The following is a 25,538-nucleotide window of genomic DNA, read 5'->3' as shown; positions in this document are numbered from 1 at the left end:
AAGCGTAGAAAAACGGTGACCAATGGGACTATTTCCAGTTTACCATTTCATTGAATTATAATTGAATTAAAGCAAAAATGTCGTCATTTATTGACGGCATTTTATAATGAGTAGTAGTTTTGAAAAAAAAGTTTCCTTTTTATAAGCAACCAGATACCAAAGACTGTGGCCCTACATGCCTTAGAATTGTCAGTAAGTATTATGGTAAAAGTATATCCCTGCAACAGATTCGTAACCTTTCCGAAACAACACGTGAAGGAAGCAGCCTTCTGGGTCTGAGTGATGCCGCAGAAAATCTTGGCTTCCGGTCAATGGGAGTTCAAATCGATTTCAATACCCTCACAGAAGAAGTTCCTTTCCCATGTGTAGCACACTGGAATAAAAATCATTTTGTTGTTGTATACAAAATCGACAAAAACAACAAAGTATATATTTCAGATCCCAGCTATGGACTGATCACTTATACCCGAGAGGAATTCATCAAGTCCTGGATCGGGGAAAATGCCAACGAGAATACAGAAGAAGGAATTGTCCTGATTCTTGAAACAACTCCCGCATTTTTCCAGACAGAGTTTGATGCTGAAGAAAGTAAGGCAAGCTTTACATTTTTATCCAAATATCTTCTGAAGTATAAAACACTTGTTATACAACTGGCCATTGGGCTTTTAGGAGGCAGCTTACTTTCCCTGATATTCCCGTTCCTTACCCAAAGTATTGTAGACGTCGGGATTCAGAATCAGGATATTAATTTTATCTATGTCGTTTTACTTGCACAAATCATGTTATTTCTGGGAAGAATGGGAATTGAGACGATTCGAAGCTGGATTCTTCTTCACCTTTCGGCAAGAATCAATATTTCGATTATCTCCGATTTCTTTATCAAATTGATGAAACTTCCGATAAGTTTCTTTGATACCAGGATGACAGGGGATATTATGCAAAGAATTAATGACCACCACAGAATTGAACAGCTTCTCACAAGCTCTTCACTGAATACATTATTCTCGCTGGTCAATCTTATTATTTTCAGTATTGTATTATTATTCTATGATTACAGACTTTTCATTGTCTATCTTGTAGGAGCCGTATTATATATCGGCTGGATCAGTTTTTTCCTGAAAAAGAGAAAAGAGCTTGATTATAAAAGATTTTCTCAGGTATCTCAGGAACAGAGTAAAGTAATTGAGCTGATCAACGGTATGCAGGAAATTAAAATGCATAACGCCGAAAAACAAAAACGATGGGACTGGGAATTTTTACAGGTAAAACTTTTTAAAATCCGGATAAAATCTCTTTCATTAGAACAATGGCAATCTGTTGGAGGAAACTTTATCAATCAGATGAAAGATATTCTGGTAAGTTTCCTTTCTGCAAAACTTGTTTTAAGCGGAAATCTTACTTTGGGGATGATGCTTTCTGTTCAGTATATTATTGGACAGCTAAACAGCCCGCTTCTTCAGCTTATCGACTTTATCAAGCAGACGCAGGATGCTAAAATTTCCCTTGAAAGATTAGGAGAAATCCATGATAAGGATGATGAGGAAGATAAAAATGAGCAGTACGTAGCAGATGTTCCCAAACAAGATATCGAAATCAAAGATATGTCGTTCAGATATATTGGTTCTGATGTTCCGGTTTTTGAAAACTTAAGCCTTACGATTCCTTATCAGCAGACCACAGCCATTGTTGGAGCCAGCGGAAGTGGAAAAACAACTTTATTGAAACTGTTGATGAAATTTTATGATCCTGACCAGGGTGAAATCAGAATCGGAAATACCAATATGAAAAATATTTCACCGAGATACTGGAGAGATCATTGCGGGGTGGTAATGCAGGAAGGATATGTATTTAATGATACCATTGCCAATAATATTGCTGTAGGGGAAGATCATATTGACAAACAAAAACTGAGACGTGCTGTAGAAATAGCCAATATCAAGGATTTTATTGAAAGTCTTCCATTAAGTTACAATACGAAGATCGGAAATGAAGGAGTTGGAGTAAGTGGAGGTCAGAAGCAGAGACTTTTCATTGCAAGAGCTGTTTACAAATCTCCTGAATATATTTTATTTGATGAAGCTACCTCTGCACTGGATGCCAATAATGAGAAAGTAATTATGGAAAATCTTGAACAGTTCTTTAAAGGTAAAACAGCAGTAGTGATTGCCCACAGACTTTCCACGGTAAGACATGCCGATAAGATCATTGTACTGGATCAGGGAAAAGTGGTAGAAGAAGGAAGCCATGCGGACCTGGTAGATTTAAGGGGAGAATATTACAGACTTGTAAGAAATCAGCTTGAATTAGGCAGCTAAAGGTATAGGCAAAATTCGAAAGTTTAGATTAAAAATTAATATTAATAATGAGAAATCCAAAATACCTCCTGATGCAAATACTCCAGCACCGGAATTGGTATGATGGCCACTTTTCAATTATTTAAATGATGTTCTCTCTGAAATACGGGAGGAAATTTTACTACATAACAATGAAAGAAGACGTTTTAGACAATATTGAACTCCGCTCAGAGAGTGTACAGGATATTCTTACCCAGCCACCCCATTGGATGATCCGCTGGGGAAATACAGTGATATTTATTATCCTCCTGCTGATTCTTGTCATGAGCTACATTATAAAATATCCGGAATTTGTACCGGCTCCTATTATTGTGACCTCCCAGAATCCTCCTGAGAAAATAGAAGCCCGAACCAGTTCCAAAATTGAAAAAATATTCATAAAAGACCACCAGGAAGTTAAAAAAAATGATGTCCTGATGGTGATGCAGTCTGCAGCTAATTATAAGGATATTTTAGAGCTTAAAAAAATGGTAGACTCCATCACCCCTGATAAATTATACGCCTTCCCTATTGCTCAGGCTTCAAGATTTAAACTGGGTGAATTGCAGGGTGAATATAACAGTTTTGCAAAAGCATTTCAGGATGAAGCTCTTTTTACAAGACTGCAGCCTTATGCTCCTGAAAATCTTGCCGCCAATCAGAGTATTTCAGAATACAGAATACGAATTGCTACTTTGAAACAGCAAAAAAACCTGGAATCTATAAAATATGACCTGACAAAGAAAAACTTCAACAGATCTCAGGAACTATTCAACCAGGGCGTTATTTCAGCTATGGAACTTGAAAACGAAAAGATCAAGTACCTTCAGGCCCAACAAAATCTAGAGAATATTAAAATCTCCATATCACAAATGGATGAAGGGATTTCCAACCTGAATAAAACCAAAAGCGGAACTGCCATTAATACAGAAAAAGACAGAATTACCTACTCTTCACAAACCTTACAACTTCTTGAACAGCTGCGAAAATCTCTAAAACAGTGGGAACTGAACTATCTCGTTATCTCATCCACTGATGGTGTTGCCAGCTTCCAGCAGTTCTTTGGTGAGAATCAGTTTGTAAAGGTAGGTGAACCCATCCTTTCCATTCTTCCTAAAAATAAAGAACAATTAGTGGGCAGAATGTCTGTTCCTACAACAAATTCAGGAAAAATAACTCCAGGTGAAAAAGTATTGATTAAATTGGACAACTACCGATTCCAGGAATACGGTATCATCGAAGGAAAAGTGCAGAACATCTCTCTCATTCCTGATGAAAAAGGAAATTACTATGTAGATGTAATTTTACCAAAAGGATTAAAAACCAGCTATAACAAAACGCTGACATTCGATAAAGAACTTAGAGGGAGCGCAGAAATTGTAACACAGGATCTGCGACTGATTGAAAGATTCTTCTATCAGATCAGAAAGCTGCTTGGATATCAGGTTTAATCAATTTTTATGAAAAACCAAAACCGTTTTACAGATTTGTAAGACGGTTTTTTTATTGTTTATTTTTAAGATGATAACTGCCGCTAATAATCCGATTGTTTAAAAAGCTTATTTAAGCTGAAACTAGTTCCACAAAGGTTTTTTTCATCATTTATCGAGTACCATAGTGACCTAAAACGGTTTGTTTTTATTCATTCAAAATCATGGTAAATCATTATTTTCGGGGTACTTCATTTAACGGACTGTAATTTTTTTCTCATTTGTTATTTTTTACAAGTTGCATAAAAGCCATTATCCAAATTACGAGTTTCCATAATTATAGGTAATCACCAGACATTCAATATTAAAATACAATATTTATCTTTGAGATTGTCTCCAATGAATAAACTTACTTGTTGATTGAGGATCGCTTTTAAACCATAAGTCCATATCTTTTAAAAGTTCTGCATTTTGTTTAGACATGATCACACTATTTTTAGATAGTTGATTTTTATATTCCTTTATGGACTTTGTTTTTGTTTCTTCTAATTTGGAAAAGACAAAGAAGAAAACCACAAAACTAAAAATAAGCATTGCAAAAGAGGATATCCATATATAAAGGCTCAACTTTGGTATTTTAATGCGAGAATTAAGCCGATTAATATTTTCTTCTGTTCTTTCCTTGTAAAAAGAATTTAGATAGCTTAAATCAGGTTCTATTTGCATTGTTTTGAGTTCTACAATTCTATATTCAAGTTGTGTGATAGCCTTCTCAATTTCTACAGATAGTTTCTTATTTATAAAATCTTCCATACTAATTTCATTTATACAATCAAATTTATAATTTATTACTTTACATTAATTTTTTTTATATTTATTTAACCATTATAGATTCCCATAATTGTCATACAATTATTTTAGCACCTATGTAATTGTAAGAAACAAAGCTATTTAACATAAAAAAAATAATTCTCCTATAGTTAGATTTATTTTCTATATTTGGATTGGATTGAATTAAATATATATTAATCATCAAAACAAAAAATTATGAAAAAAACATTATTAGTAGCTGGTTTATTAGTTGCAGGTGTAGTTAGTGCCTTTCCATTCAGAACATCTTGCGGAAAGGTTCTTCAGGTTAGCCAAACAATAGCAAATAACATGTCAGACAATCAATTATCTAATTATCTTACTGATCTTAATGGTGAAACATGTCCACAGCATGCAGGGTCTACAGTTGTAACTGTAATTTATAGCCACTAAAAAAGTTAAAAAATTCACTATTATGACCGTCATAACTTTGACGGTCTTTTTTTTAATAAGGAACTATATGAAAAAAATTATCCTTCTAATCAATTTATTAATAGTCACATCTTTTTTTAGTCAGAAAAAGTTTGATGTAGTTTATGAAGCTGATTATAAGTTAAACTATAAACTATCAAAATCAAGCACTTACAAGAAAACAACGACTTTTGCTTTACTTATCAATCAGGATGCTTCTTTTTTCAAGAACATGAATAAATATATTGCGGATTCATTAGAATTTGAAAAGGTACATTTGCCTCTTAATGAATCGATGAAATACGTGACTGATTTTAGAGAAACCATTGGAACAACATCTGCAAAACTTTATGTGACTACTGAAGTGAATTATGCAGATTATTCATACGATGAGCCCAATAGTATTGTTTGGAAAACTAAAAACGAATTTAAAACTGTTCTTGGTTTTAAATGCCAAAAAGCAGAAACAACCAAATATGGAAGAACTTGGACCGCTTGGTTTACAACTGATATTCCTTTTCAATATGGACCATATAAATTCAATGGATTACCAGGACTAATTACAGAAATATATGATTCTAAAGATGAGTATCATTATACTTTGTACTCCTTCAGAAAAAGGAAATACACCTGTAAATCTGCGAATGTTGCTACAAATGCCAAGCACACCACAAAAGAGAAGATCTGGGAACTTTTAAAAAATAAGGTTGCTGGAAGAATGCAGGTTCATGAACAGTTTATCGAAAACAAGGAAGATCTTGAAATGATAAGAAGAAATGCAGAAACTGCTGCAAAAGATTACAATCCTATAGAATTAAGTATTTACTAAGAATACCTTTTATTAGGTGTTTTTCATTCTTAAAAATATTATGGGGGGATGTTTTCGGGGATTAAATAAAAAAACCGCCCTTTATAAGGGGCGGTTTGTAGCGAAGACGGGAATTGAACCCGTGACCTCAGGGTTATGAATCCTGCGCTCTAACCAACTGAGCTACCTCGCCGTTTTGGTGGTGCAAATATAGAAAATATTTCTTTACCTCCAAAATTATTTTACCTTAAAATATTCTAAAACATCTCCAACATGATCTGGTTTGCTGATTATCTTATTGTTAGCATCTAAAATAAAATACGTTGGTGTTGCATGAATATTATACAAATCTGTGTAACTACTGTTCCATCCTCTTAATTCGGAATCATTCACCCAAGGAAATGCGGCAATTTTTTGGGTATATGAATTCTTATCCACATCTAAAGACAGCCCTACAATCTGAATATTTTTTGATTTCAGATCGTTATATTTTTCCAGAAGTTTTGGAAGTTCACTTTCGCAGTGCGAGCATGTAGATGACCAGAATACAACTACCTTTTTATCTGCTTTAATATCGTGTAATGATTTTGCAGTAGTATTAACAGGTGACTGGAACTTATAATTAGGGAAAACAGCCCCCATTTCAATGTTCGCATTGGATTTCAATGTGGAAGCGAGCCTATCAGTAATGGTACATTTAAGATTTTTGGCAAGAGACAGATATTTGCTCTTATATTCATCCATCTGATAAACATCAAAAATATCAATCAATTCAGACAATACAGTCTGTCCTCTTGGAGTCTCAACTTTTAAACGATCCAGTAACTTATCAACAGAAGCCGTAACATTTGTATTCCCTCCGGAATTCAGATAAGCTACCAGTACAGGCCTCAATAATGATGAGCTTTCAAGCATATCATTTGATTTGTCCAGAAAGTTGATTATTTCTCCCTGATCTGCTTTCTTTGTTGAATCGGGTGAGTTGGAAAGAAACTTGCTGTAATTCGTATTATAATAAGCTATAAACGGATGCTGCGCCGCATCAATAGAACTTGAAGCACCAGAAAGTCTGTCAATTTCTGTTTTCAGAGCTTTTCCAAAATCCGTATTGTCTTTGTAATATTCTTTGATCTGGGCTAAAGCCGGTAAAATAAGCTCTTTTTTCTGTGAGCCTTCCTGTTGTTTACTCATCAGATTATTGGCTTCATCCAGATAAGTAACATCCTTTACTTTACTATTCTGGATATCCAGTTTAAAGCTGACATTTTTATTTTCAGAAATGAAACTTACGGTATTATTAGAACCAGGAAAATAAACTTTCATCATCCCCATATAATGGCTGGGATATTTAAAAGTCCATGTACTATTCTTACTCTGTTCTTTAGTAACAATAATATCTTTTGATCCGTTTAATGTATATAGAATAGCATCCTGATCTTTAAAGTCTGCCGGAGCCTGAATGGTAACTGTAAATTGAGCCTGCAAAGCAAATGCAGCCAAAACCGCTGATAGCGTATAAATCTTTTTCATAAAGTAAAAATAAAAAAACTCCCTGACTAATCAGAGAGTTTAATATTATTTTAATAAAATTTTATGCTTTTACGCTCTTGTACTTTTTTGTAAAGTACACAATAAATCCTATTGCTACGATACCAAGTACATATACATACATATCAATGGGTGAGGCAGGTGACCCGGTACCATTTCCTCCATTTCCTCCTCCTCCTGGGATCGCTGGTTGTGGTGGAGCAGCATTTGCTAGAGATATAGCAAATAGGAAAAATGCCAAGACTAGTTTATTAATAGTTTTCATGTGGTTTATTTTAAGATTTTAGTGTTAACAGTTTCTCCCTTATCAGAAACGATTTTTACAACATATGAATTTTTAACTGAGCCATCAAGCTCGATTACAAAATCTCTGGATGTTTCAACCGCTTTTTTAGAGATTACCAGTTTACCGCTCATATCATAAACTTGAATGTCCGCTTTTTTCCATTTTGGATCGAATCTAACAATGTAATTTGTAATAGATGGATCATAAACAACAAGTGTTCTGGAAATACCAGGAGCTGTTTTATCCACACCTAAAGTAATATTACTTGGTTCACCATAATACAAGTTAGCCTCTTCATTTGTAACAGCTACAACATCTCCCTGTTTAGCCTGTACTAAATTTCCATTTTCTGCTTTATAATAGAAACCAATTCCTGAAGATAACTGGTGTGTCCCAGCAGGAATAAGTTCTGCATTTTCTCTGATCTCGAATTTATAAGATTTAACCTGATCAAGCTTGTAGTTAACTAACTTAACATTTTTACCTTGGAAGTTACTCTCATTAGCTTCGTTAATATATAACCAATAGTTAGTATAATTATTATCATACCCACCATTCAATGCTTCTTCGTAAGTACCAATGATTCTTGTACCTGCTGAACTTTGAACTGTTGTGGCTGTAGAAACCTGGTGTCCCGTTGTAAATGATGGAGAAACCACGTAATACGTTCTGGAAATCTCATTACCATTAGCATCAAGACCAATTACCCCAAGCTGTTTCACTGTATTGGCTGTATTCTTACCAGCCATTCTAGCTGCATTTACACCATTAGGAGTACCTGCTGTTCTTGCTGTTGATTTGAATCTTCTCAGTGGATTAAAGTCTAAAGTCTGAGCTGTATTGTCTCTTAACTTTATTTTAAATGACTGCATAGGTTTGATAACCATTTTATCCAGGTTCACATCTCCAACTGCCGGAGCAACTCCGTCACCTGTATTTACATAAGTAACTACCTGAGCTCCTGTAGCGTAAGTAGAACCTCCAGGAAGTGTAACAACAGTACCCGGATTATATTCAATACCCCAGATATTTTTCACTGCATTTCCGTCTGATCCTGTAACGCTTTCAGTATATCCAATATTAGATAGATCTATATTGGTAAGGAAAGGGTTTCCGAATTGATAGAAGTTTTGACCAAATGTTCCAGCCCAAGGGCTTAGAGTAAATTCAAAGGAATCATCAAGATAAGTATTGTACTTTTCATTGTAAGAATTCACAGCGTTACCACCATTTCCGAATACTACATTGGAAGCTCCCACGTTAGATTTCCCTGCATTCTGCAATGATATAGCTCCAGCTAACGGAGCATATGGTTTTCCATTAACATTGTAAACCGTTGCTGCCCCTGCGGGAGCACTCGGATTCCAGTCATTATTGGAAACCTTCAGCATATAATACCCTGAACCATCAGCTGTAGTAGATGCTAAATTGGTAAAATGTGCAGAAACTGCATTAGCGTTATCCCACTTTAGGATTGGGTTACTATATCTACCTGTATTGAAAGTCTTACCAACTTCAGTAGATAATGAACTTAATGCTTTACCAAAGAAAGGTAAAGCAACTTGCTGGAAATAATTACCACTACCATTACTTGTAGTTCGGTATTCTTTGGTTACAATACCTGTAATGTTGGACTGGGATAGTCCATCGATGTACAGCTGGCCATACGTGGAAGTAGCAAAAGAAGCAGGGGTATTAAGTCTTAAGATGATATTTCCGCCGTCAGTCTTATCAGCACCACCGGCATCAATTGTTTTTAAGAGATCCGTACCAGATCCTACAACCATGATATTTCCATGCACGTCCAAAAGGCCATTACCTTTTGTTTGTACACCTCCACCGCTATAAACTAGGGTGCCTTCGCTCACATACATATTAGCATTAGTGTCAACATGACATAGTATCTGCGCCTGAACAGAGTAACTAATTGCTAAAAGACCTATAGCAAATAAACTTTTTCTCATTGTATAAATTATTTGTGTGTTAATACAATCTTCACCCGCAAAGGTATTATTATTTTTCTTAAAAAAAAAATATTTTATCTATTAATCAAAACATTATCTTCAGTTAAGATGATATCTTTCTCCTCTCCTATTGAAAACATATAGTCTTCTAGAACTTTTTCGGTAGTACCTCTGAGGCCTCTTGCACCTAGTCCTTTTTCAATAGTTTCCTCTACGATTTTTTCAATTGCTCCGTCTGTAATAACCAAATTTGTGCCATCCATTTTAAAAAGTTCCACAAATTGATTTACGATAGAGTTTTTAGGTTCCTTCATGATTCTTACCAACGTCTCTTTCGTGAGTTTATCGAGATAAGTAATGATTGGAAATCTCCCTAAAAGTTCCGGAATTAATCCGAAAGTACGAAGATCGATTGCATTAATATTTGTTAATATATATTCGTCTTCGTCGGTTTTATTGATTTTTTCAGAACTAAAACCAATTGCCTGCTTGTTCATTCTTCTTTCGATAATTTCTTTGATCCCATCAAAAGCTCCTCCTGCAATAAATAAAATATTCTGAGTATTTACCTGGATATATTTCTGATCCGGGTGTTTTCTTCCTCCTTGTGGCGGAACATTCACAATACTTCCTTCCAGCAGTTTTAGTAATCCCTGCTGTACTCCTTCTCCTGAAACATCTCTTGTAATGCTTGGATTGTCTGATTTTCTGGCAATCTTATCAATCTCGTCAATGAAAACAATTCCTTTTTCAGCTTTTTCCACATCATAATCGGCTACCATCAGAAGTCTTGAAAGGATACTTTCAACATCTTCTCCTACATATCCTGCTTCAGTTAAAATGGTGGCATCTACAATACAGAAAGGAACATTAAGTTCTCTTGCGATCGTTTTTGCCAGAAGCGTTTTGCCGGTTCCTGTCTCACCAATCATGATAATGTTCGACTTTTCCAGTTCTACTTCTCTGTTTTCGTCCTGGGCGTGCAGCAATCTTTTATAATGATTATATACAGCAATTGAAAGTTGTTTTTTTGCCTGATCCTGTCCGATCACGTACTGATCGAGGAATTCTTTGATCTCTTTCGGCTTTTTAAGGTCTTCCATGCTGTCTGCAGGTGAATATCCTGTTTTTGATGCACCATCTTTTACAATTGCATGGGCCTGCTCTATACAATTTTCACAAATAAAACCATTCTGGCCAGAAATCAGCATCTGTACTTCATTTCTTTTTCTGCCACAGAAAGAACATTGGTTGGAATTCATATGATATAATATATGTATATGTTAAAGAAAATCGTAAAAAATTACTTTTTTACGATTTTCTGGTTGTTAAGAATTAATAATTGAGTGTTGAATCTCTGTATATTCTTCGTTCGTTAATTTTAATCTTTCATTTCTGAAATTCATATCTTCCATCTTATTTAAAGGAATCAGATGGATGTGTGCATGAGGAACTTCAAGTCCTACCACTGCTACTCCTACTCTTACACATGGAACTGCAGTTTTGATCTTCTTGGCTACCTCTTGGGCAAATCCCCAAAGGTTTTTATATTCTTCACTTTCAAGATCAAAAATCAAATCCACTTCTTTTTTAGGTACTACTAAAGTATGACCCTTCACTAAAGGCATTGCGTCTAAGAATGCAATAAAGTTTTCATTTTCTGCAATCTTATAAGAGGGAATTTCGCCATTAATGATTTTTGTGAATATAGTGCTCATTTATCAGAAGTTTGGGTTAGATGTATAGAAATTTAGAAATAGAAAGGAATATCAGACTATAAAGAGATGTCTAATACTTCAAAAGACAGTTTGTTTCCGTTGGGTAAAGTAATTTCAGCAATTTCGCCAATAGCTTTTCCTAACAGACCTTTTGCGATAGGTGTGTTTACAGAAATCCTTCCTGTCTTCAGGTCGCTTTCGTTATCCGGTACCAATGTAAATACCTGCTCTTGCTTGGTAGCATTATTTTTAAGTTTCACTGTTGTTAAGATTGAAACTTTTGAAGTATCTAATTGGCTTTCGTCTATAATTTTAGAAGTAGAGATAACGTCTTTCAGCTTGGAAATTCTCATTTCAAGCATCCCCTGAGCCTCTTTAGCCGCATCGTATTCTGCATTTTCCGATAAATCTCCTTTATCTCTTGCTTCTGCGATCTGCTGAGTAATTTTTGGTCTCTCCACAGTTTCCAACTGTTCCAGCTCAGCTTTCATTTTCTCTAGGCCCTCCTTAGTTACATAGCTTGCCATAATTTTCAAAATTTAGTTTTAGTATAAAAAAATAATCCGACATTTGCCGGACAATGTTTTCGTGTTGTAATCGTTTAATTTTTACAAATATATAAAAATTTAAATTGAAATGAAAAAAACTTTTTCAATCTTATCCATTTTCATTCTGTTGATTTTCAGCAATTTAACCATAAACTCTTGTGGAAGCAGAGAAGATACTGTGAACTGCTTCCCGAATGTCCCTATCAATGTATCGCTTAACCTAAACCTTCCTGCTTATTACGTTTTGAACAATATTAATGGCTGGATTTATGTAAATGAACAACAGTCCGGAACCAGAGGATTGATTATTGTACGAACAGCAAACGGATTTAAAGTCTACGACAGGAATGCCCCACATATATGTCCTGACAACAATACAACACTTGAGGTAAAAGACAATATTGCCATTATATGTCCACAGGATAATACAAGATGGATCTTAAGTACGGGACAGCCGGAGTCCGGAGCTAAAACTTCTCTGCCGCCTAAAACTTATCCTTACAGCTATGATGCTGCAAGTAAAACTTTAAATGTTTATTATTAGAAAATAGAAACCGCAGAGATTTTCTGCGGTTTATTTTATTTTTCTTTCTTATAAATTGTATACAAAAAAGCAAACTATGACAAGAAAACTAATACTATAATCTGTAAGAAAAATAAATCAAAACTGAAATCAGTTATTGTTTTCATATTTTCTAATTCCCACAATTAATATTGTGTTTTTAAGTGTTTATTCAAATGTTTTTATATGCTTGTAAAATTTATTGTCAATTTGAAATAATATTTCTTTTGACAAACATTTTTTTTCAAAACTTTTTTCGATACTGTAAATACTATCTTTTCTAGTTATCTTTTTTTTTATTGGTTGCAGTAAAAAATAAGCAACTTCCTCTTTACAAACATCACAAAATCTCACACCATGAACAAAATTATTATAATTTAAGCCTTTCGATTTATTATATTCTATATTTTTTTTATTAAAAAAAGAAAGCCTGTATTCATTTCTTTGCAGTTTTTCTAAATTGATAGAATCTTGTTCATTAATTTTAATAATACATGCTTGAGAAAAAACTAGTTTTATTTGCAATATAAATATTAAAAATATTAATTTAATTAAAGTTCCCATAACCAATAATTTGTATTAAAAGTGTTCATATATAAGTCCTTTTCAGATTGAGGTAACAAGTTCCATGCCTTTGTTCCCTTAAGACTACTCATCCAAACTACTGTTTTATATTCAACATCTGTATACTTATTTCCATAAACTTGTTTTAAAAACGCTGCAATTGTTGTAACATATTTCTGAGCCATATATTGATGTTGAAAGTCTGAATCATTTGTTTTAGCTTTTACATAAGCATTGAAAAGTTCTATATGTTTATGATTTTTTGCATAGTCTAGTAGAGTTGCTTCATTAATACTACCATTAGTGTTAGCAACGACTAATAGTTGTCTTAAAATTTCCGCATGTATTAATTCATGCATAAATGTTCCTGAAATTACAACTTTTGGAATATTCGCCCAATCTTTATTTTTATTAAATGTAATTTTTATCCAATAATTAACCGGTTCTGAAGTCTCTGCTTGCGAATCAGGCTTTACAACTGAATCAATATCAAAGATTAAATGAGTCACAGCCCCTTCTGGCATAAAATTTTTTAAAATCTGATTAAAATTTGATGCAGTTTTAATTTTATTATAAATGCCATTAAGTTTTGAATGGTTTTTAAATTTAGTTGTTGGTTTTACTCTTGTAGGATCTGCCCAATCTTCAAAAAGCTCATTCTGTAAACTCCCACTTATTGGTTCTTCTAAAAACCAATTCTGAAATTGCTTATAAGCTGCATTAGGTGATATATTGGGATCAGCATAATTTTTAAAATAATTAATGCTCCAATGTAAAAACTGTGAATTATTTTGATTTAAATTATTATAAAAATACGAGAGCAGCTGTCCTCCAATATATTGATTATTCTGGATATATGTATATTCATCAGCTGTAAGTTCTGGAAGACCTGCTTCACCTAACATATAATTGAAACTGTCCTGAATTGACATTTCATTGGTAGTGCCACCTCCTGTACTACTTCCTCCCCCGTCATATGTTCCCATATTGGGAAATCCTTTAGGAGGCTGCCCTCCTCCTGAGCATACTTCTGTAATTTCTACAATATAATAAGGTTTCTGACTTGCTGTACATTGGGCTATTTGGCTGGGACTGTGATGTTCACCATTACATTCTACCTCAATAAGTCTGATGCTAAAGGAGCAGCCCGCTTTATTCATAGAATTCTTTGACATTGCAACCTTATCAGCAAGCGGTGCCCCATTAGAGAATTCTTTAACTCCCATAGGCCTCCCATCCATTGATGTAAATTCTACTGTTCCTGTAAAATTATCAATCTGATAGTTTTTAGTTCTGTCTTCAGGAGTATATTTTGCAGTAAATCCTATACTTTTATTTTCATTATCAATACTATACACCAAAACATCTGAAGATCGGTCCAAATGTTTGATTACAGTACTGTAAGAGGTGACATTATTCTGTACAATAACAGTTACTGTACTTTCATCAGATAAGGCAGAAAAGGAATCTGCATTTTTACTGTAAACCTGTGAGGGATTGCTTTTAGCTTCTGTAAGATAGTTTTTGAAGGCTAAAGCTTCTTTAAGTTTAACTGTTTTTCTGTAATCAGATTGGGAAATATTGGTTTCAGAACTATCTGAGAGTTCTGTTCTACACCCAAACAGAAAGAGTGCTAATGCCATGAGCATTAATAATTTAATTTTTTTCATCATGTGTTGATTTAATTTAACGTTTCAAATATAAAATTTATTCCAGTACTTTACTGCTCTATTTTCGGGAATCTGCTCCCTTTTTTCGGGAGAAAGAATTTTTGTGAATTGGAAAGAGAGTTTTTGTTACTTTTGTTATAAATAAATATAATCAACCGACTCTCTGAAAAAGTAATTGAATTATATGAAGAACGCATCAGAGAGCTAAAAGGACAGTTAGAATTCTGGAAAACCAAAAACAGCTAAAATTTGTAATGAAGGTAGTTATACAAAGAGTCTCCGAAGCCAGTGTAAAAGTAGATGGAAAAACGGTTGGTGAAATCGGGAAAGGATTAATGCTGCTGGTAGGCATAGATGAAAATGATGAAAAGACAGATGCTGACTGGCTTGTACAAAAGGTTTTAAACCTGAGAATCTTTGGTGATGAAAATGACAGGCTTAATCTTTCCGTGAAAGACATTTCGGGAGAAATCCTTTGTATTAGTCAGTTTACATTGATTGCAGATTACAAAAAAGGAAACAGACCTTCTTTCATAAAGGCAGCAAAACCGGATAAAGCAGTACCCCTTTTTGATTATTTTAAGGAAGAAATAGCCCAATCTGGATTAAGAACCGAAAGTGGAATCTTCGGAGCTGACATGAAGATTTCTCTGGTCAATGACGGACCAGTTACCATTGTCATGGATTCTATTACCAAAAGCTAAACAGAGAAAGGCAAATGTATAAAATACACTGATACGCTTCAATTTATGAAGCGTATTTTTTTGATGGGTAAGTATAAAATTTGCGCTCTTAGACCTCACTGGTTTTTGAGAGCCAGCAAGGTTATCATTCAAAAACAAAAAAAATCCTTTATACAAAAGAAAAGAGTAAAAAATTTAAAATTAAATTCACAAAAATGTGATTTGTTTTCATTTTATTATTATTTTTGGTGTAAATAAAAACTGATTTACAACCATTTAACAAAATTATATGAAATCAAGGATCAACCTTTTCGCATTATTTGCGTTCTGTTCTACTTTGTCTTTCGGACAGGACAGCCAGCCCAAAATGGCTAATGATCAAAATTCAATTATTTACGTATGCTTTTCAAAAGGCATCAATTCAGAAAAAACAGCTTTCAGCAGAAATGCAGACCTGGAAAGATTTTCACGGGAAAATCACATCTCATTCAAGTATGATCTGGACTTCACAGACAACAAACTTGACGAAATGGCCAGAAGCAGCAAAGCCATCGGTAATTCCGGAGAGTCTGTGGAAAAACTGAAAAGAATTTATAAGGCTGATATTCCTCTTCAAAACAAAGAAGCCTCAGAAAAAATCATCCATGCTCTTGAGAGATTTCCTGAAATAGAATACGTTTCTGTCATGAGCGCCGAACCTATTGAACCGCCATTAGTAAATGCTTTTGTAGTGACTCCTGATCTGGAAAGCCTGCAGACTTACCTGAATGACAATCCGGGAATCAATGCCAAATATGCATGGTCAAGAGGTATCACAGGACAGAATATCCGTGTGCGTGATGTAGAATATGGTTTCTATAAAACTCATGAGATGTTGTCTAACCAAAATTCAATACAACTTGAGCCAGGCTATTCTCCTAATGCCGGATTAGCCAATAACAATTACCGTGACCACGGAACTGCTGTGGTAAGTATTTTAGGTTCAATAAAAGATAATACAGGACTTACCGGAGCTGCTTACAGTGCTTCTGAAATAAAGGGTTATATGGAATGGACTACTGTGGGGTACAACCGTGCTTCTGCAGTGAGCAGATCTATTAATGCATCTCAGGCAGGAGATATTATTTTATATGAAATGCAGACTGGTGGAAAAGACGGCCAGTATTGCCCTGCGGAATATGATAAAGTAATCTGGGATCTTACAAAAGCTGCTACCGATTCAGGAATTATCATCATTGCAGCAGCAGGGAATGGAAACCAGAACCTGGATGATCCGTTTTATGCAACCTATCTTGCAAGAGGAAACAGCGGGGCTATTATTGTAGGGGCGGGATCTCCTAATACAACCCATTCGAAATTAAGCTTCAGTACTTTTGGAAACAGAGTGGATGTTCAGGGCTGGGGAAGCAGTGTGATGGCAGCGGGTTATGGATCTTATGCGAAATATGACAATGACAACAACAGAACTTATAATTATTTCAGCGGTACAAGTTCTGCAACACCGGTAGTTTCTTCTGCGGCTATTTTGATCCAGTCTTTCTATCGTCAAACTACAGGTCAATATTTAACGCCTTCAGCAATGAAAAACCTTTTAATTTCAACGGGAATTCCTCAGGGAGGAACGGTAACTGGTCAAAAGATCGGGCCTCTTCCTAATGTGAAGAATGCTATTCTTCAGCTGGAAAGCAAATTTGCAACACCTGTTAAAACTTTATCTGCCTTAGAGTTTAAGATTTATCCTAATCCTTCCAGCAGTTCCATTGCTATTCAAAGCAGTGAAAATAAAAAACTGGATGTAGAGATTATTAATCTCCAGGGACGTACTGTTATCAAAAGTTCGGTTTTACCGAATGAGAAAATTGACATTTCACACCTACCAACTGGTCAATACATGATCAACATCAATGAAGGCCAGAGAAGAGTGGTTGAGAAACTGACAAAACTCTAAAAACAAAAGATTTTTATACATTTTATTTCACATTAAACCCTCTTTCAGAAGGCTGAAAGAGGGTTTTTTATAGTATTTTTTATATAATTATTTCGCAGGAACGCTGCTGAAATTAAGCGCTACCTTGATATTCATGTCTGAAGTGGTCTGATTCTTCAGTTCATAAACTGTTCTTACAGTTAATCCTGAACTTTTTACAATTTCATCCAGAAATCCGGTATCATTAAGATCAAGGTTCAAGCTGGAAGAATTGGTGGAGATATTGGAACGTGATGCAACCAATCTTTCTCCTGTTCCGTTAGATGAAACGTATATCTTTACAGTTTTGAATGCACTCAGATTTCCTCCGGAAGGAGATGCCACAGAGATTTTCGCATCTGAAATTCTTACGTCTTTAATTTTTGCATTGTTATTTCCTCCGAACCAGGTCTGCACATTGGTAGCTGTTGCAGTGGAAGACACTTCCTTATCTGCAGGAACTCCCGTAGAAATCAGAACATTCGTTGTGTATGGAAATGTATTCTGAACCAGCGACTGTACGGTTCCGCAACTTACAAGTACGGCTGAGGCGGCCATTGCTGTTAGAACTATATTTTTCATAATGTTAAATTTTAAACTTTAGTGTTTAGTTTGCAGAAATTGTACCAAATTGATTGATTATTATTCCACAGTTACCGTGAAACTTCCTTTTGTATTTCCCGACGCCATGTTACTTTTTCCTATAATCAGCCACACTTCCCCATTTCCGGGAGTATCATAAGTGATTTCTCTTCCGAAAGGTCCGTCGTAGTTCCCATTGGGAAGCCTGATTTGATTGAAACGAATATTAAAGTCTTTCTCTTTTGTTGAAATTTTCGCTTTGATATTGGGACGGTCGTAACGGGTCAGTTTTAAAATCAAATCCTGATCATCTTTTGTAAATTCTTCTCCGATTGTAAAAGGCAGCTGGTTGGCGTCTGCAGTTCTTATGATCTGACCATCTTTTTCATCTCTCATTACCCCTTTGCGTAATACTTCCTTCGTGGCCGGAGCATTGTTAATAATTGAATCTTTTTTTCTCAGTGCTACAGAATCTGTTTTCACCACAGAGTCCGGCATTTCTGTTACTACTGTAGAATCTTTCTCCGGAGCGTTTGTCACCGCAGGTTCTTTTTTACAGGCAACAATAATCAAAGGAATTAACAATAAGCTTTTTTTCATAATAATTAATTTAAAAAATGGATCAGCATTTATTATGCTGAGCTCATTTAAATGCTAAAATTGTTCCAATTCGTTTAATGATTTATTTTCTGCCTGCAATTCTTTTTCATCATTTGTTCCAGCCCATTTAAATGTAAAGTACATAAAGTTGAGCATAATTCCCATCAAAAGCGTAACACCCCATGTTTTGGTATATTCCATAGGATAGATGAATCTTACCACAATATCTGAGAACAGACCGAAAGGATTATTGAGTACATCCCAGCTGTTCCATCTCAAAAACCGGCCAAGATAAACTCCAAAGCTGCTCATGAACAGGAAAAATACAATCACTCCATTGATGATATTTCTTTTTCCATAGTCAGAAAGCCGTCTTTCAATATCATTAAGACTTATGAAACCACAGATCAGCCCTGTCCAGGCATAGGAAAGAATAACAATAAGGTCATACCAGACCGGTATATCATTTCTTGCTCTGAGGTGAAAAAGATCCGTAAGAATGTAGGGAGAATTGGGGAAGAACAATATCCAGACTACGATGATAAAGATGAGTGAAATTTTACTTCTGATACGAAAGGCAAAAATAAAAGAACTTAGTAATAAGGGAATCCATGCCAGAAAAAGATTCCAGTTGAGAAACAAAAAAACTTTTGTATCGCTGATATAGTATCTGAAAGCAGAAAGGCTGAAGCAGAATATGGTCATCATTATCAACAATACATTAATTTTAAATCTTGAGGATTCTAGAAAGGTTTTCATGATCTTTTATTTTATAGTCTGATAATACAAAATCTTTGAAAAGACAGTTTTAGAAGTTTCGTTTTTCACCTTATTCTGTAAGGTATTTCTAAGTTTCTGATCATTTTTTTCATCTGCATATTTCAGGAGTGCCTTTTCGCTGAAGTTGATGGAAGTTAAATGATAATTGACTGCAAAATCTTTTCGTTTCATATTCTGGGAAGTAATAAAACCACCCCAGTTGAAGTAACTGCATACGAGAACTGTTCCATAAAAAAACCAAATCATTGTATTGACAAGGAAAATGTTTCTTTTCTGTTTTTGGATTTTAATATAAGTAAGGACCAGGCCAACAAGCGATAACAACAAAAAAGCAAAAACCCCTAACCTTTTATAGGTAAATGCATAATTAACAATATACTCGTAGTTTTTAAGTGCTGCAGAAACTACAAGAATAGCATTGAGGAATATCCAGATTTTGGCTAAGATTTTCAATAAACCTGCTTTTGGATCAAAATTAAATCCGGATTTAAAATAGAACATGATCACCAGAATTGCCATAACAATAGACATAATCACAGCATTTACTCTTTCATGGGTTTCTTCTGAAAGCTGAACCGGTGTTTTTACTGCTTCATAAAACTGTTCATAATTGTAAGTAATAATAAAGAACACCAATAAAACATTCAACAGGACAAAAGAGATTACTCCACTCATTCTTTCTGCATCTAGGTCAAGAAAAGAATAAGTAGCCTTTGGAACCCGGGAATCTTTGCTGAAATCGTTATCCAAAACATGATTATTTTTATAGATGAGTTTTTCCACCGCATAATTCCAGTAATTAAAAGCAATAAAAAATCCTAAAACCGAGAGACAGAATATCTGCCAAATGTTAAGATCCAACTCATAATCTGTGAAAAGGGCTGCAAAATGATTACTTCCTGCAGAATAAATTCCAAAGAAAACAGAAACAAGTACCAGCGGAATCAAAATGAAAGCCAATGTCTTTTGCCATAACCCGGGAACATTCTTTTTAGGAAGCCATTCGTCAAAGCTAAAAAAACGGCAGCATGATGTGCAGCAATTCACAATAAAAACAGGAATTAAAAAGAGAACCTTCAACCTTCTGTTCTTTGATTTATATCCCATTAAAAGGAGTGAGCTCACCACCGCTATGAAGGATGGAAAATCTCCAAACCATGCAAATGCAATGCTTGATAGAATGCTTGTTGCAAAAAGAGCGTACAATGTTCTTGTTTTATTTTTTTCAGGTGTTCTAAACAACGTTAATACAGCGTAGGAAATTCCCAGAATCCCAAGGTTCAATCCTACCTCCTGATCATAAAAAACGATGACAAAGAGAATAGCTGTAAGAAATATATAATGATGTGTTTTCATGATGTTTATTATTTAAAAGATGAAATATGAACTGTTTAAGGCTTAGCTAAAATTGAAAAACATGGTAAGGTAGAGTAAGGTAACAGGAATGTTGAGCAACAGAAGAAGAACAGAATTTCCATTCCTCTTCTTTCCGGAAATATCACTCAGATATTCCATCAGTTCATATAAGGTGATCAACAGGTTGGTTACAGCAGCAATCACTACGTAATAAAATCCGAATATGATCAGAAATTCTGCCTCCGTAATCCAAAATAAGATCAATAAGAATGTGCCCAGCAAAAAGGAAATTAAAAATGTTTTTTCTCCCAACGGGCTGAATTTTATTTTTCTCATCATCTTTAGTTTTAATGAAGAACTACCGTTTCTTTTTGTTGAATAAAATCCATTACATGCTCATAATTCTGCCACAGCAGTTCTTCAAAATCCCAATGGTGAAAGGCTCTCATATTTTGTCCCTTTTTATAGGCTTTGATATAAATTTTCACATATTCCGGGAGAATAATTGTTCCCAATACGATTGCTGCCAGAAGGTGTGCATTAAGTTTGCCGTTTCCAAGGAGCAGATACTGCATGGCTATTTCATCTTCGAAGTGGGTTCCACAACCAGTAATCAGATGGTGTACATCATGATTTTCCATTTTGGGAATCATAGAAAAACCGTGTTTCCTGTAAAACTCTCCCAATTTTCGGCCTAAAGAATCTTCCTGAAATTCCAACAGTTGTTTTTCATTGAACTGCCACTGTCTTTTTTTCTTTTTGAAATATTTTCTGTATAATTTTTGAGTTTTATCATACACAAAAAGCAGAAACTGAACACGTATTTTTTTCATGCCGTATTATTTAAAAATTAGATATTTATGAATATTAATTATTGAAAAAGCTAAGACCTATTAAAGCGTACAGAAATGCGATGGGAATATTGGCCGTCAAAATAAGTATGGCTATCATACATTCTTTAAATTTTGATGTATTTATAAAACCATATGTCAAAAACCCCAGTATACATAATAAATTGACTGGTACTCCGAAAACGATTAGCAGATACCCTGCTCCGGCAAACCCGTTATTTTTTGTAATAAGAGCTCCTAAAAGACAAAGAGTTCCAATTGAAAAAAACACTCCGAATACTGCCTTACCCAGATCTATTATTTCTGAATCTTTCATTATTATTCAGGATTAATCACAAATCAAATTTTAGCTTCCGGCAAACGGACTTCCGAAAATTCCTACTGCCAGTTCGATCCAGATCAATGCAAGAACAGCCAGAATAAAAAACGAGATGAGAACTTTCTGACTTTGTTTCTTTATTCTGCTTCTAACGAGGTTGATCAGAAAAGCGGTTGTAAAAAGCAAAGCTCCTGCAATCAGGAAATCTGATCCTGACCAGTTAACTTCTTTAGACACTAGATTTCCAACCAATGGAATACTGAGTAAAGCCAACGGAAGGGCATAAATTGCAATTGTTGTTTGTTTGTGTGTCATCATTTTATTTAATTTTTAATTATAAAGTACTTTGTAATTCAAAGTTAATTTTCAAAAAAAATATATGACTATCGTCCCAGTAATTTCTCAAGAGCATCTAAATGCTCATTAAATGCCTGTCTTCCACGTTGTGTAACGCGATAAGATGTTTTGGGTTTCTTCCCTACAAATTCTTTTTTCACTTCGATATATTCTGCTTTTTCCAGGGCATTGCTGTGACTCGCCAGATTTCCGTCTGTAATTTCGAGCAGGTTTTTCATTTCAGAAAAGTCAACCCAGTCGTTGACCATAAGAACAGACATAATGCCCAATCTTACACGGCTTTCGAATTCTTTATTGAGCTGACTTATTTTGATCATTTTACTTTTTCTTATTTATTCTGAAACAGTCAAAATCTGACTATCTTTCATTTTTTTACTTCTCTATAACTTCAGCCTGATGCAGTTTTACCATTAAAAAATTAATATTAACTTCCATATGTACACTGCTCCAATACTAATAATAAGAGATAAAAACATTATCAACAAGGGCCAATAGCCCATAATATCATTTTTCCTTTCTGAATAAAATTCAGTTGCATCTACTAGATTGAGTTTTTTATTTATATGTAAAACACTTAATTCTTTTTCTGTGTGAAAAGTTTTAACCTCTTCTTTTTTTAGATCCACGAGGAAATATTTGTTATCAAAGGTTTTACCAAATAACTGATCACCCATCTCTTCAATTTTAGTGACATATGAAACTAGCGTTAACCCTTTTCCATTATTAATACTCGCCTGTTCTGGTAAATCAATAAATAAAAGCTGATGGTCATTTTTCAAAGGGACATACCAGGCATCACCAATTCCAACATCTACTTTTTTATTATCAGACACCATGGACAAACCAATAATTCCGACAATATATAACGTATAAAATGCCACAAAAGGTCCAATAAACGCCAATATCATTTTATTCCTTTTTCTTTCGTTTCCACTTATAAAATAAGTAAGTAAACAACCTATAACAGCACATATAAAACTGAAGACTGATATAGCAAAAAGGTGTATTAATATGACAAAACCAATTCCCATTATTTATACTTCTTATGCATGATCAATCCGTACACAATATGTAAAACACCGAAACCAATTGCCCAAAACAGCAATCCCCATCCTAAAAAGAACAAAGAAATAAGCCCTAAAATAATCTCCAGATATCCTAAATACTTTACATCCGTTAATGTATATCGTTCTGCTGCTACCAGAGCCAATCCATAAAAAATAAGAGTAGCTGGAGCAATGAAAACAAAAAGATGATGATAAAGCAGAGCGAGACAAAAGACACCGCCTGCTACCAAAGGCACTGCAAAGGTAATCAAAAGTCGCTTTGTAGTGGCATCCCAGATCTTCAAACCTTTCTTTTTGCTTTTATGGGCTGTAAAAATATAACCGCTAAGGACTGCAACAACCAAAATAACAATTCCGATCAGGACAAGTTCTTTTACCAAGGCTGGGCCTAAAATATTTCTGTCCCCATCAAAATAACTGATTCCTTCCCGCTGAAAAACGAAATACACATATACAGCTCCAATAATGGCCGTTAATCCCGCAACAACTCCTGATAATCCACTTAGAGAAATAAATCTGGAAGAACGTTCCATCATGGAACGGATATGGGATAAGTCTTCGTGATAGTTTTTTGAATCCATAAAAAGAACTTTGAATTACAAAGTTAAAATTAATTTTTAATCTGCCAACGCTTTATTTTAAATTTTAAAATATTTTTTTCTGAAGACCTCATCATTTATTTACTCCCAGTAGTAAAAAAAAGAGAACCCCGCTAAAGCAGGATTCTCAATCATATATTAAAATCTGTACGTGTTATAATGGATTCTGAACAATCAATGGGTTGGCATTGATTTCAGTTCTTGGGATAAGGAATTCCCAGCGTAGATCTGTATTCGGAACTGTCATTACGTTATTAGTCACTACTGAAGAATGATTAGCTCCTGTTCTGTCCAAGCCTAAATTCAATCTCTTAAGATCTAAGAATCTGAAACCTTCACCCCAGAATTCAAGTCTTCTGCTATCTAGAATTTCGTTAATATAGGCAGCCCCTGTTGTGGCAGCCCCTGCATAAGATGGGTTTCTGTTTTTTGCAAATACATTGAAAACAGCTTTAGAACCAGCTTCGTCTCCAGATCTGGCCAAAGCTTCGGCTTCAATAAGATACATTTCTGCCGATCTCATATAAGGAACATCTACCCTACTGTCTGCCTGGCTTGCAGCAAGAAACTTCTGTCCTGTATACGGGAATTTAGCATATGTTGATGGTAAAGCAAGTGCTGTATGTGCACCCGTTGGATCAAAATTCTTAGTTCTTATATCAGTAGATGGGAATGAAAGGAATAATTTAGTATTAATCGCTTTAGGAGCCTGACGAATATTGGTAGAATTAAAGTTTCTTGACATATATGCTCCAAAATTCGAAAATGTGTCTCCCTGATCCGCTATAATAGTAGCACCCCACATCCATTCAGAAACACCTGCTAGATTATTAAATCCTGCGGTATAGGTTGCATTATCCATCAGAGCAAATCCTACACGTGCTGATTGAGCAGCTGTTACAGCAGCAGCATAATTCCCCTGCGTTAATGCAATTCTGGCTTTTAATCCTAAAACTACTTTGTCATTAAAATGCGATTTTGTAGCTCTGGTTATTCCTGTAAGCCTTGTGGATGCTTCATTAAGGTCTTTATTGATCTGAGTATATACTTCTTCTACTGTATTTCTTGCCAAAGGAATTTCATTCGCCACCAATCTGATTGGAACTCCAAGCTGGGTATTGTTTGCACCTGGCACATATCTTTTACCATAGATTTGAACTAACATATAATAACAGAAAGCTCTGAATGCATAAGCCTCTCCAATAGCCGCTTTAATGGTAGTAGCATCAGCAGCAGTAGGCGCAGGAACTGAAGGACCATTGGCAATAACGAGATTGGCATTTCTGATTAGTGCATAATAAAACTGGTAAGGATAAAAATCATTGGCAGCATTATCATTTACCTGATCCTGCCATCTCACGGTTGAAACATACCACCCGTTTCCTGTAGAAGGAAATACAAGATCATCTGCAAGAGCATCCATCATGATCATAATTCCACCCTGACCATTTTGTCCCTGGTTATCATTTTGTCTGTAATACATATCTCTATGCATCCCGTTTACAATAGCCATAAGATTGGCAGCACTTGAATAAGCTGCTTCCTCAGAGGCCGCAGTGGTAGGATCTGTTTCAAGATAATCACTCTCACATGAAACCGTCCCCGTAAAGACTGAAAGAACAACAGCCCATTTTATATATTGTTTTGCGATATTTTTCATTACTTA

General features: G+C 34.9%; 28 protein-coding genes and 1 tRNA gene. 7 read left to right on the top strand and 22 right to left on the bottom strand.

All coding sequences use genetic code 11. The features are described 5' to 3' along the window. The first annotated feature begins 119 nt into the window (after positions 1-119). Together FB551_RS22515 and FB551_RS22510 are read left to right on the top strand one after the other, a co-directional pair. Positions 120-2,315, top strand: coding sequence for a peptidase domain-containing ABC transporter (locus FB551_RS22515; protein ID WP_047429236.1), 2,196 nt, complete (start codon positions 120-122; stop codon positions 2,313-2,315). Positions 2,316-2,485: 170 nt separating this feature from the next. Beyond that, on the top strand, positions 2,486-3,784 hold the full coding sequence (locus tag FB551_RS22510) for an HlyD family secretion protein (RefSeq protein ID WP_185097532.1): 1,299 nt from the start codon (positions 2,486-2,488) through the stop codon (positions 3,782-3,784). Between the two features lie 357 nt (positions 3,785-4,141). On the opposite strand, the gene FB551_RS22505 is transcribed toward FB551_RS22510, so the two are convergent. Next, complete coding sequence (locus tag FB551_RS22505) at positions 4,142-4,576, bottom strand: hypothetical protein (RefSeq protein WP_047429235.1); 435 nt, start codon at positions 4,574-4,576, stop codon at positions 4,142-4,144. Between the two features lie 234 nt (positions 4,577-4,810). Here FB551_RS22505 and FB551_RS22500 point away from each other — a divergent pair, with 234 nt between their 5' ends. Continuing rightward, complete coding sequence (locus FB551_RS22500) at positions 4,811-5,026, top strand: hypothetical protein (protein ID WP_047429233.1); 216 nt, start codon at positions 4,811-4,813, stop codon at positions 5,024-5,026. A gap of 67 nt (positions 5,027-5,093) precedes the next feature. Then, complete coding sequence (locus tag FB551_RS22495; protein WP_052186904.1) at positions 5,094-5,873, top strand: GLPGLI family protein; 780 nt, start codon at positions 5,094-5,096, stop codon at positions 5,871-5,873. A 98-nt stretch (positions 5,874-5,971) separates the two neighbouring features. On the opposite strand, the gene FB551_RS22490 is transcribed toward FB551_RS22495, so the two are convergent. From FB551_RS22490 to greA, 7 genes are all read right to left on the bottom strand, one after another. After that, a tRNA-Met gene (locus FB551_RS22490) sits at positions 5,972-6,045 on the bottom strand. Positions 6,046-6,089: 44 nt separating this feature from the next. Next, complete coding sequence (locus tag FB551_RS22485) at positions 6,090-7,382, bottom strand: TlpA family protein disulfide reductase (protein WP_142018996.1); 1,293 nt, start codon at positions 7,380-7,382, stop codon at positions 6,090-6,092. 61 nt (positions 7,383-7,443) lie between these two features. Further along, complete coding sequence (locus tag FB551_RS22480) at positions 7,444-7,641, bottom strand: signal peptidase (protein ID WP_226798771.1); 198 nt, start codon at positions 7,639-7,641, stop codon at positions 7,444-7,446. A gap of 29 nt (positions 7,642-7,670) precedes the next feature. Next, entirely contained in the window at positions 7,671-9,650 is a 1,980-nt protein-coding gene (locus FB551_RS22475) for a T9SS type A sorting domain-containing protein (RefSeq protein WP_047429229.1), read from the bottom strand. A gap of 74 nt (positions 9,651-9,724) precedes the next feature. Next, entirely contained in the window at positions 9,725-10,912 is a 1,188-nt protein-coding gene (gene clpX, locus FB551_RS22470; protein WP_047429227.1) for an ATP-dependent Clp protease ATP-binding subunit ClpX, read from the bottom strand. Positions 10,913-10,978: 66 nt separating this feature from the next. After that, positions 10,979-11,368: an HIT family protein gene (locus tag FB551_RS22465; RefSeq protein WP_047429226.1), complete on the bottom strand. Its 390-nt coding sequence runs from the start codon at positions 11,366-11,368 to the stop codon at positions 10,979-10,981. Between the two features lie 56 nt (positions 11,369-11,424). Further along, positions 11,425-11,895, bottom strand: a complete 471-nt coding sequence (greA, locus tag FB551_RS22460; RefSeq protein ID WP_047429224.1) for a transcription elongation factor GreA — start codon at positions 11,893-11,895, stop codon at positions 11,425-11,427. Positions 11,896-12,004: 109 nt separating this feature from the next. Between greA and FB551_RS22455 the strand changes: the two genes are divergently transcribed. After that, positions 12,005-12,460, top strand: coding sequence for a hypothetical protein (locus FB551_RS22455; RefSeq protein WP_047429222.1), 456 nt, complete (start codon positions 12,005-12,007; stop codon positions 12,458-12,460). Positions 12,461-12,646: 186 nt separating this feature from the next. Here the strand turns inward: FB551_RS22455 and FB551_RS22450 are convergent, their stop codons facing one another. After that, the gene (locus FB551_RS22450; RefSeq protein WP_047429220.1) at positions 12,647-13,042 is read right to left on the bottom strand and encodes a hypothetical protein; all 396 of its coding nucleotides are present in this window, start codon (positions 13,040-13,042) and stop codon (positions 12,647-12,649) included. Then, positions 13,030-14,715, bottom strand: a complete 1,686-nt coding sequence (locus tag FB551_RS22445) for a hypothetical protein (RefSeq protein ID WP_142018995.1) — start codon at positions 14,713-14,715, stop codon at positions 13,030-13,032. The genes FB551_RS22450 and FB551_RS22445 overlap by 13 nt, the downstream gene beginning before the upstream one ends. Positions 14,716-14,966: 251 nt before the next feature. On the opposite strand from FB551_RS22445, the gene dtd reads away from it, so the two are divergent. Further along, positions 14,967-15,416 (top strand): D-aminoacyl-tRNA deacylase, encoded by a 450-nt coding sequence (gene dtd, locus FB551_RS22440; protein WP_142018994.1) that lies wholly within the window; start codon positions 14,967-14,969, stop codon positions 15,414-15,416. 268 nt (positions 15,417-15,684) lie between these two features. Further along, on the top strand, positions 15,685-17,343 hold the full coding sequence (locus FB551_RS22435) for a S8 family peptidase (protein WP_142018993.1): 1,659 nt from the start codon (positions 15,685-15,687) through the stop codon (positions 17,341-17,343). An 87-nt stretch (positions 17,344-17,430) separates the two neighbouring features. Here the strand turns inward: FB551_RS22435 and FB551_RS22430 are convergent, their stop codons facing one another. From FB551_RS22430 to FB551_RS22375, 12 genes are all read right to left on the bottom strand, one after another. Further along, positions 17,431-17,943 carry a hypothetical protein gene (locus FB551_RS22430; RefSeq protein WP_142018992.1) on the bottom strand — a complete coding sequence of 171 codons (513 nt, stop codon included), beginning with the start codon at positions 17,941-17,943 and terminating at the stop codon, positions 17,431-17,433. 60 nt (positions 17,944-18,003) lie between these two features. Continuing rightward, positions 18,004-18,543: a hypothetical protein gene (locus FB551_RS22425; protein WP_142018991.1), complete on the bottom strand. Its 540-nt coding sequence runs from the start codon at positions 18,541-18,543 to the stop codon at positions 18,004-18,006. A gap of 54 nt (positions 18,544-18,597) precedes the next feature. Next, positions 18,598-19,302 (bottom strand): DUF1361 domain-containing protein, encoded by a 705-nt coding sequence (locus FB551_RS22420; RefSeq protein ID WP_142018990.1) that lies wholly within the window; start codon positions 19,300-19,302, stop codon positions 18,598-18,600. A 6-nt stretch (positions 19,303-19,308) separates the two neighbouring features. Then, complete coding sequence (locus FB551_RS22415; RefSeq protein WP_142018989.1) at positions 19,309-20,679, bottom strand: DUF4153 domain-containing protein; 1,371 nt, start codon at positions 20,677-20,679, stop codon at positions 19,309-19,311. A 42-nt stretch (positions 20,680-20,721) separates the two neighbouring features. Continuing rightward, complete coding sequence (locus FB551_RS22410; protein WP_167497915.1) at positions 20,722-21,015, bottom strand: hypothetical protein; 294 nt, start codon at positions 21,013-21,015, stop codon at positions 20,722-20,724. Between the two features lie 11 nt (positions 21,016-21,026). Beyond that, the gene (locus FB551_RS22405) at positions 21,027-21,512 is read right to left on the bottom strand and encodes a Coq4 family protein (RefSeq protein WP_047429206.1); all 486 of its coding nucleotides are present in this window, start codon (positions 21,510-21,512) and stop codon (positions 21,027-21,029) included. 34 nt (positions 21,513-21,546) lie between these two features. After that, on the bottom strand, positions 21,547-21,846 hold the full coding sequence (locus FB551_RS22400; protein ID WP_142018987.1) for a hypothetical protein: 300 nt from the start codon (positions 21,844-21,846) through the stop codon (positions 21,547-21,549). Positions 21,847-21,876: 30 nt separating this feature from the next. After that, positions 21,877-22,167 carry a hypothetical protein gene (locus FB551_RS22395; RefSeq protein WP_142018986.1) on the bottom strand — a complete coding sequence of 97 codons (291 nt, stop codon included), beginning with the start codon at positions 22,165-22,167 and terminating at the stop codon, positions 21,877-21,879. A 65-nt stretch (positions 22,168-22,232) separates the two neighbouring features. After that, the gene (locus tag FB551_RS22390; RefSeq protein WP_047429204.1) at positions 22,233-22,523 is read right to left on the bottom strand and encodes a winged helix-turn-helix domain-containing protein; all 291 of its coding nucleotides are present in this window, start codon (positions 22,521-22,523) and stop codon (positions 22,233-22,235) included. A 93-nt stretch (positions 22,524-22,616) separates the two neighbouring features. Next, positions 22,617-23,237 carry a hypothetical protein gene (locus tag FB551_RS22385; RefSeq protein ID WP_142018985.1) on the bottom strand — a complete coding sequence of 207 codons (621 nt, stop codon included), beginning with the start codon at positions 23,235-23,237 and terminating at the stop codon, positions 22,617-22,619. Further along, complete coding sequence (locus FB551_RS22380; protein WP_047429199.1) at positions 23,237-23,854, bottom strand: hypothetical protein; 618 nt, start codon at positions 23,852-23,854, stop codon at positions 23,237-23,239. The genes FB551_RS22385 and FB551_RS22380 overlap by 1 nt, the downstream gene beginning before the upstream one ends. 172 nt (positions 23,855-24,026) lie before the next feature. Next, positions 24,027-25,532 (bottom strand): RagB/SusD family nutrient uptake outer membrane protein, encoded by a 1,506-nt coding sequence (locus FB551_RS22375; protein WP_142018984.1) that lies wholly within the window; start codon positions 25,530-25,532, stop codon positions 24,027-24,029. Positions 25,533-25,538 lie beyond the last annotated feature (6 nt).

It is taken from the genome of Chryseobacterium aquifrigidense (assembly GCF_006716485.1).
GTDB lineage: Bacteria > Bacteroidota > Bacteroidia > Flavobacteriales > Weeksellaceae > Chryseobacterium > Chryseobacterium vietnamense.
Note: the sequence above shows the minus strand (reverse complement) of the source record. Positions and strands in the feature narration are given on the sequence as shown.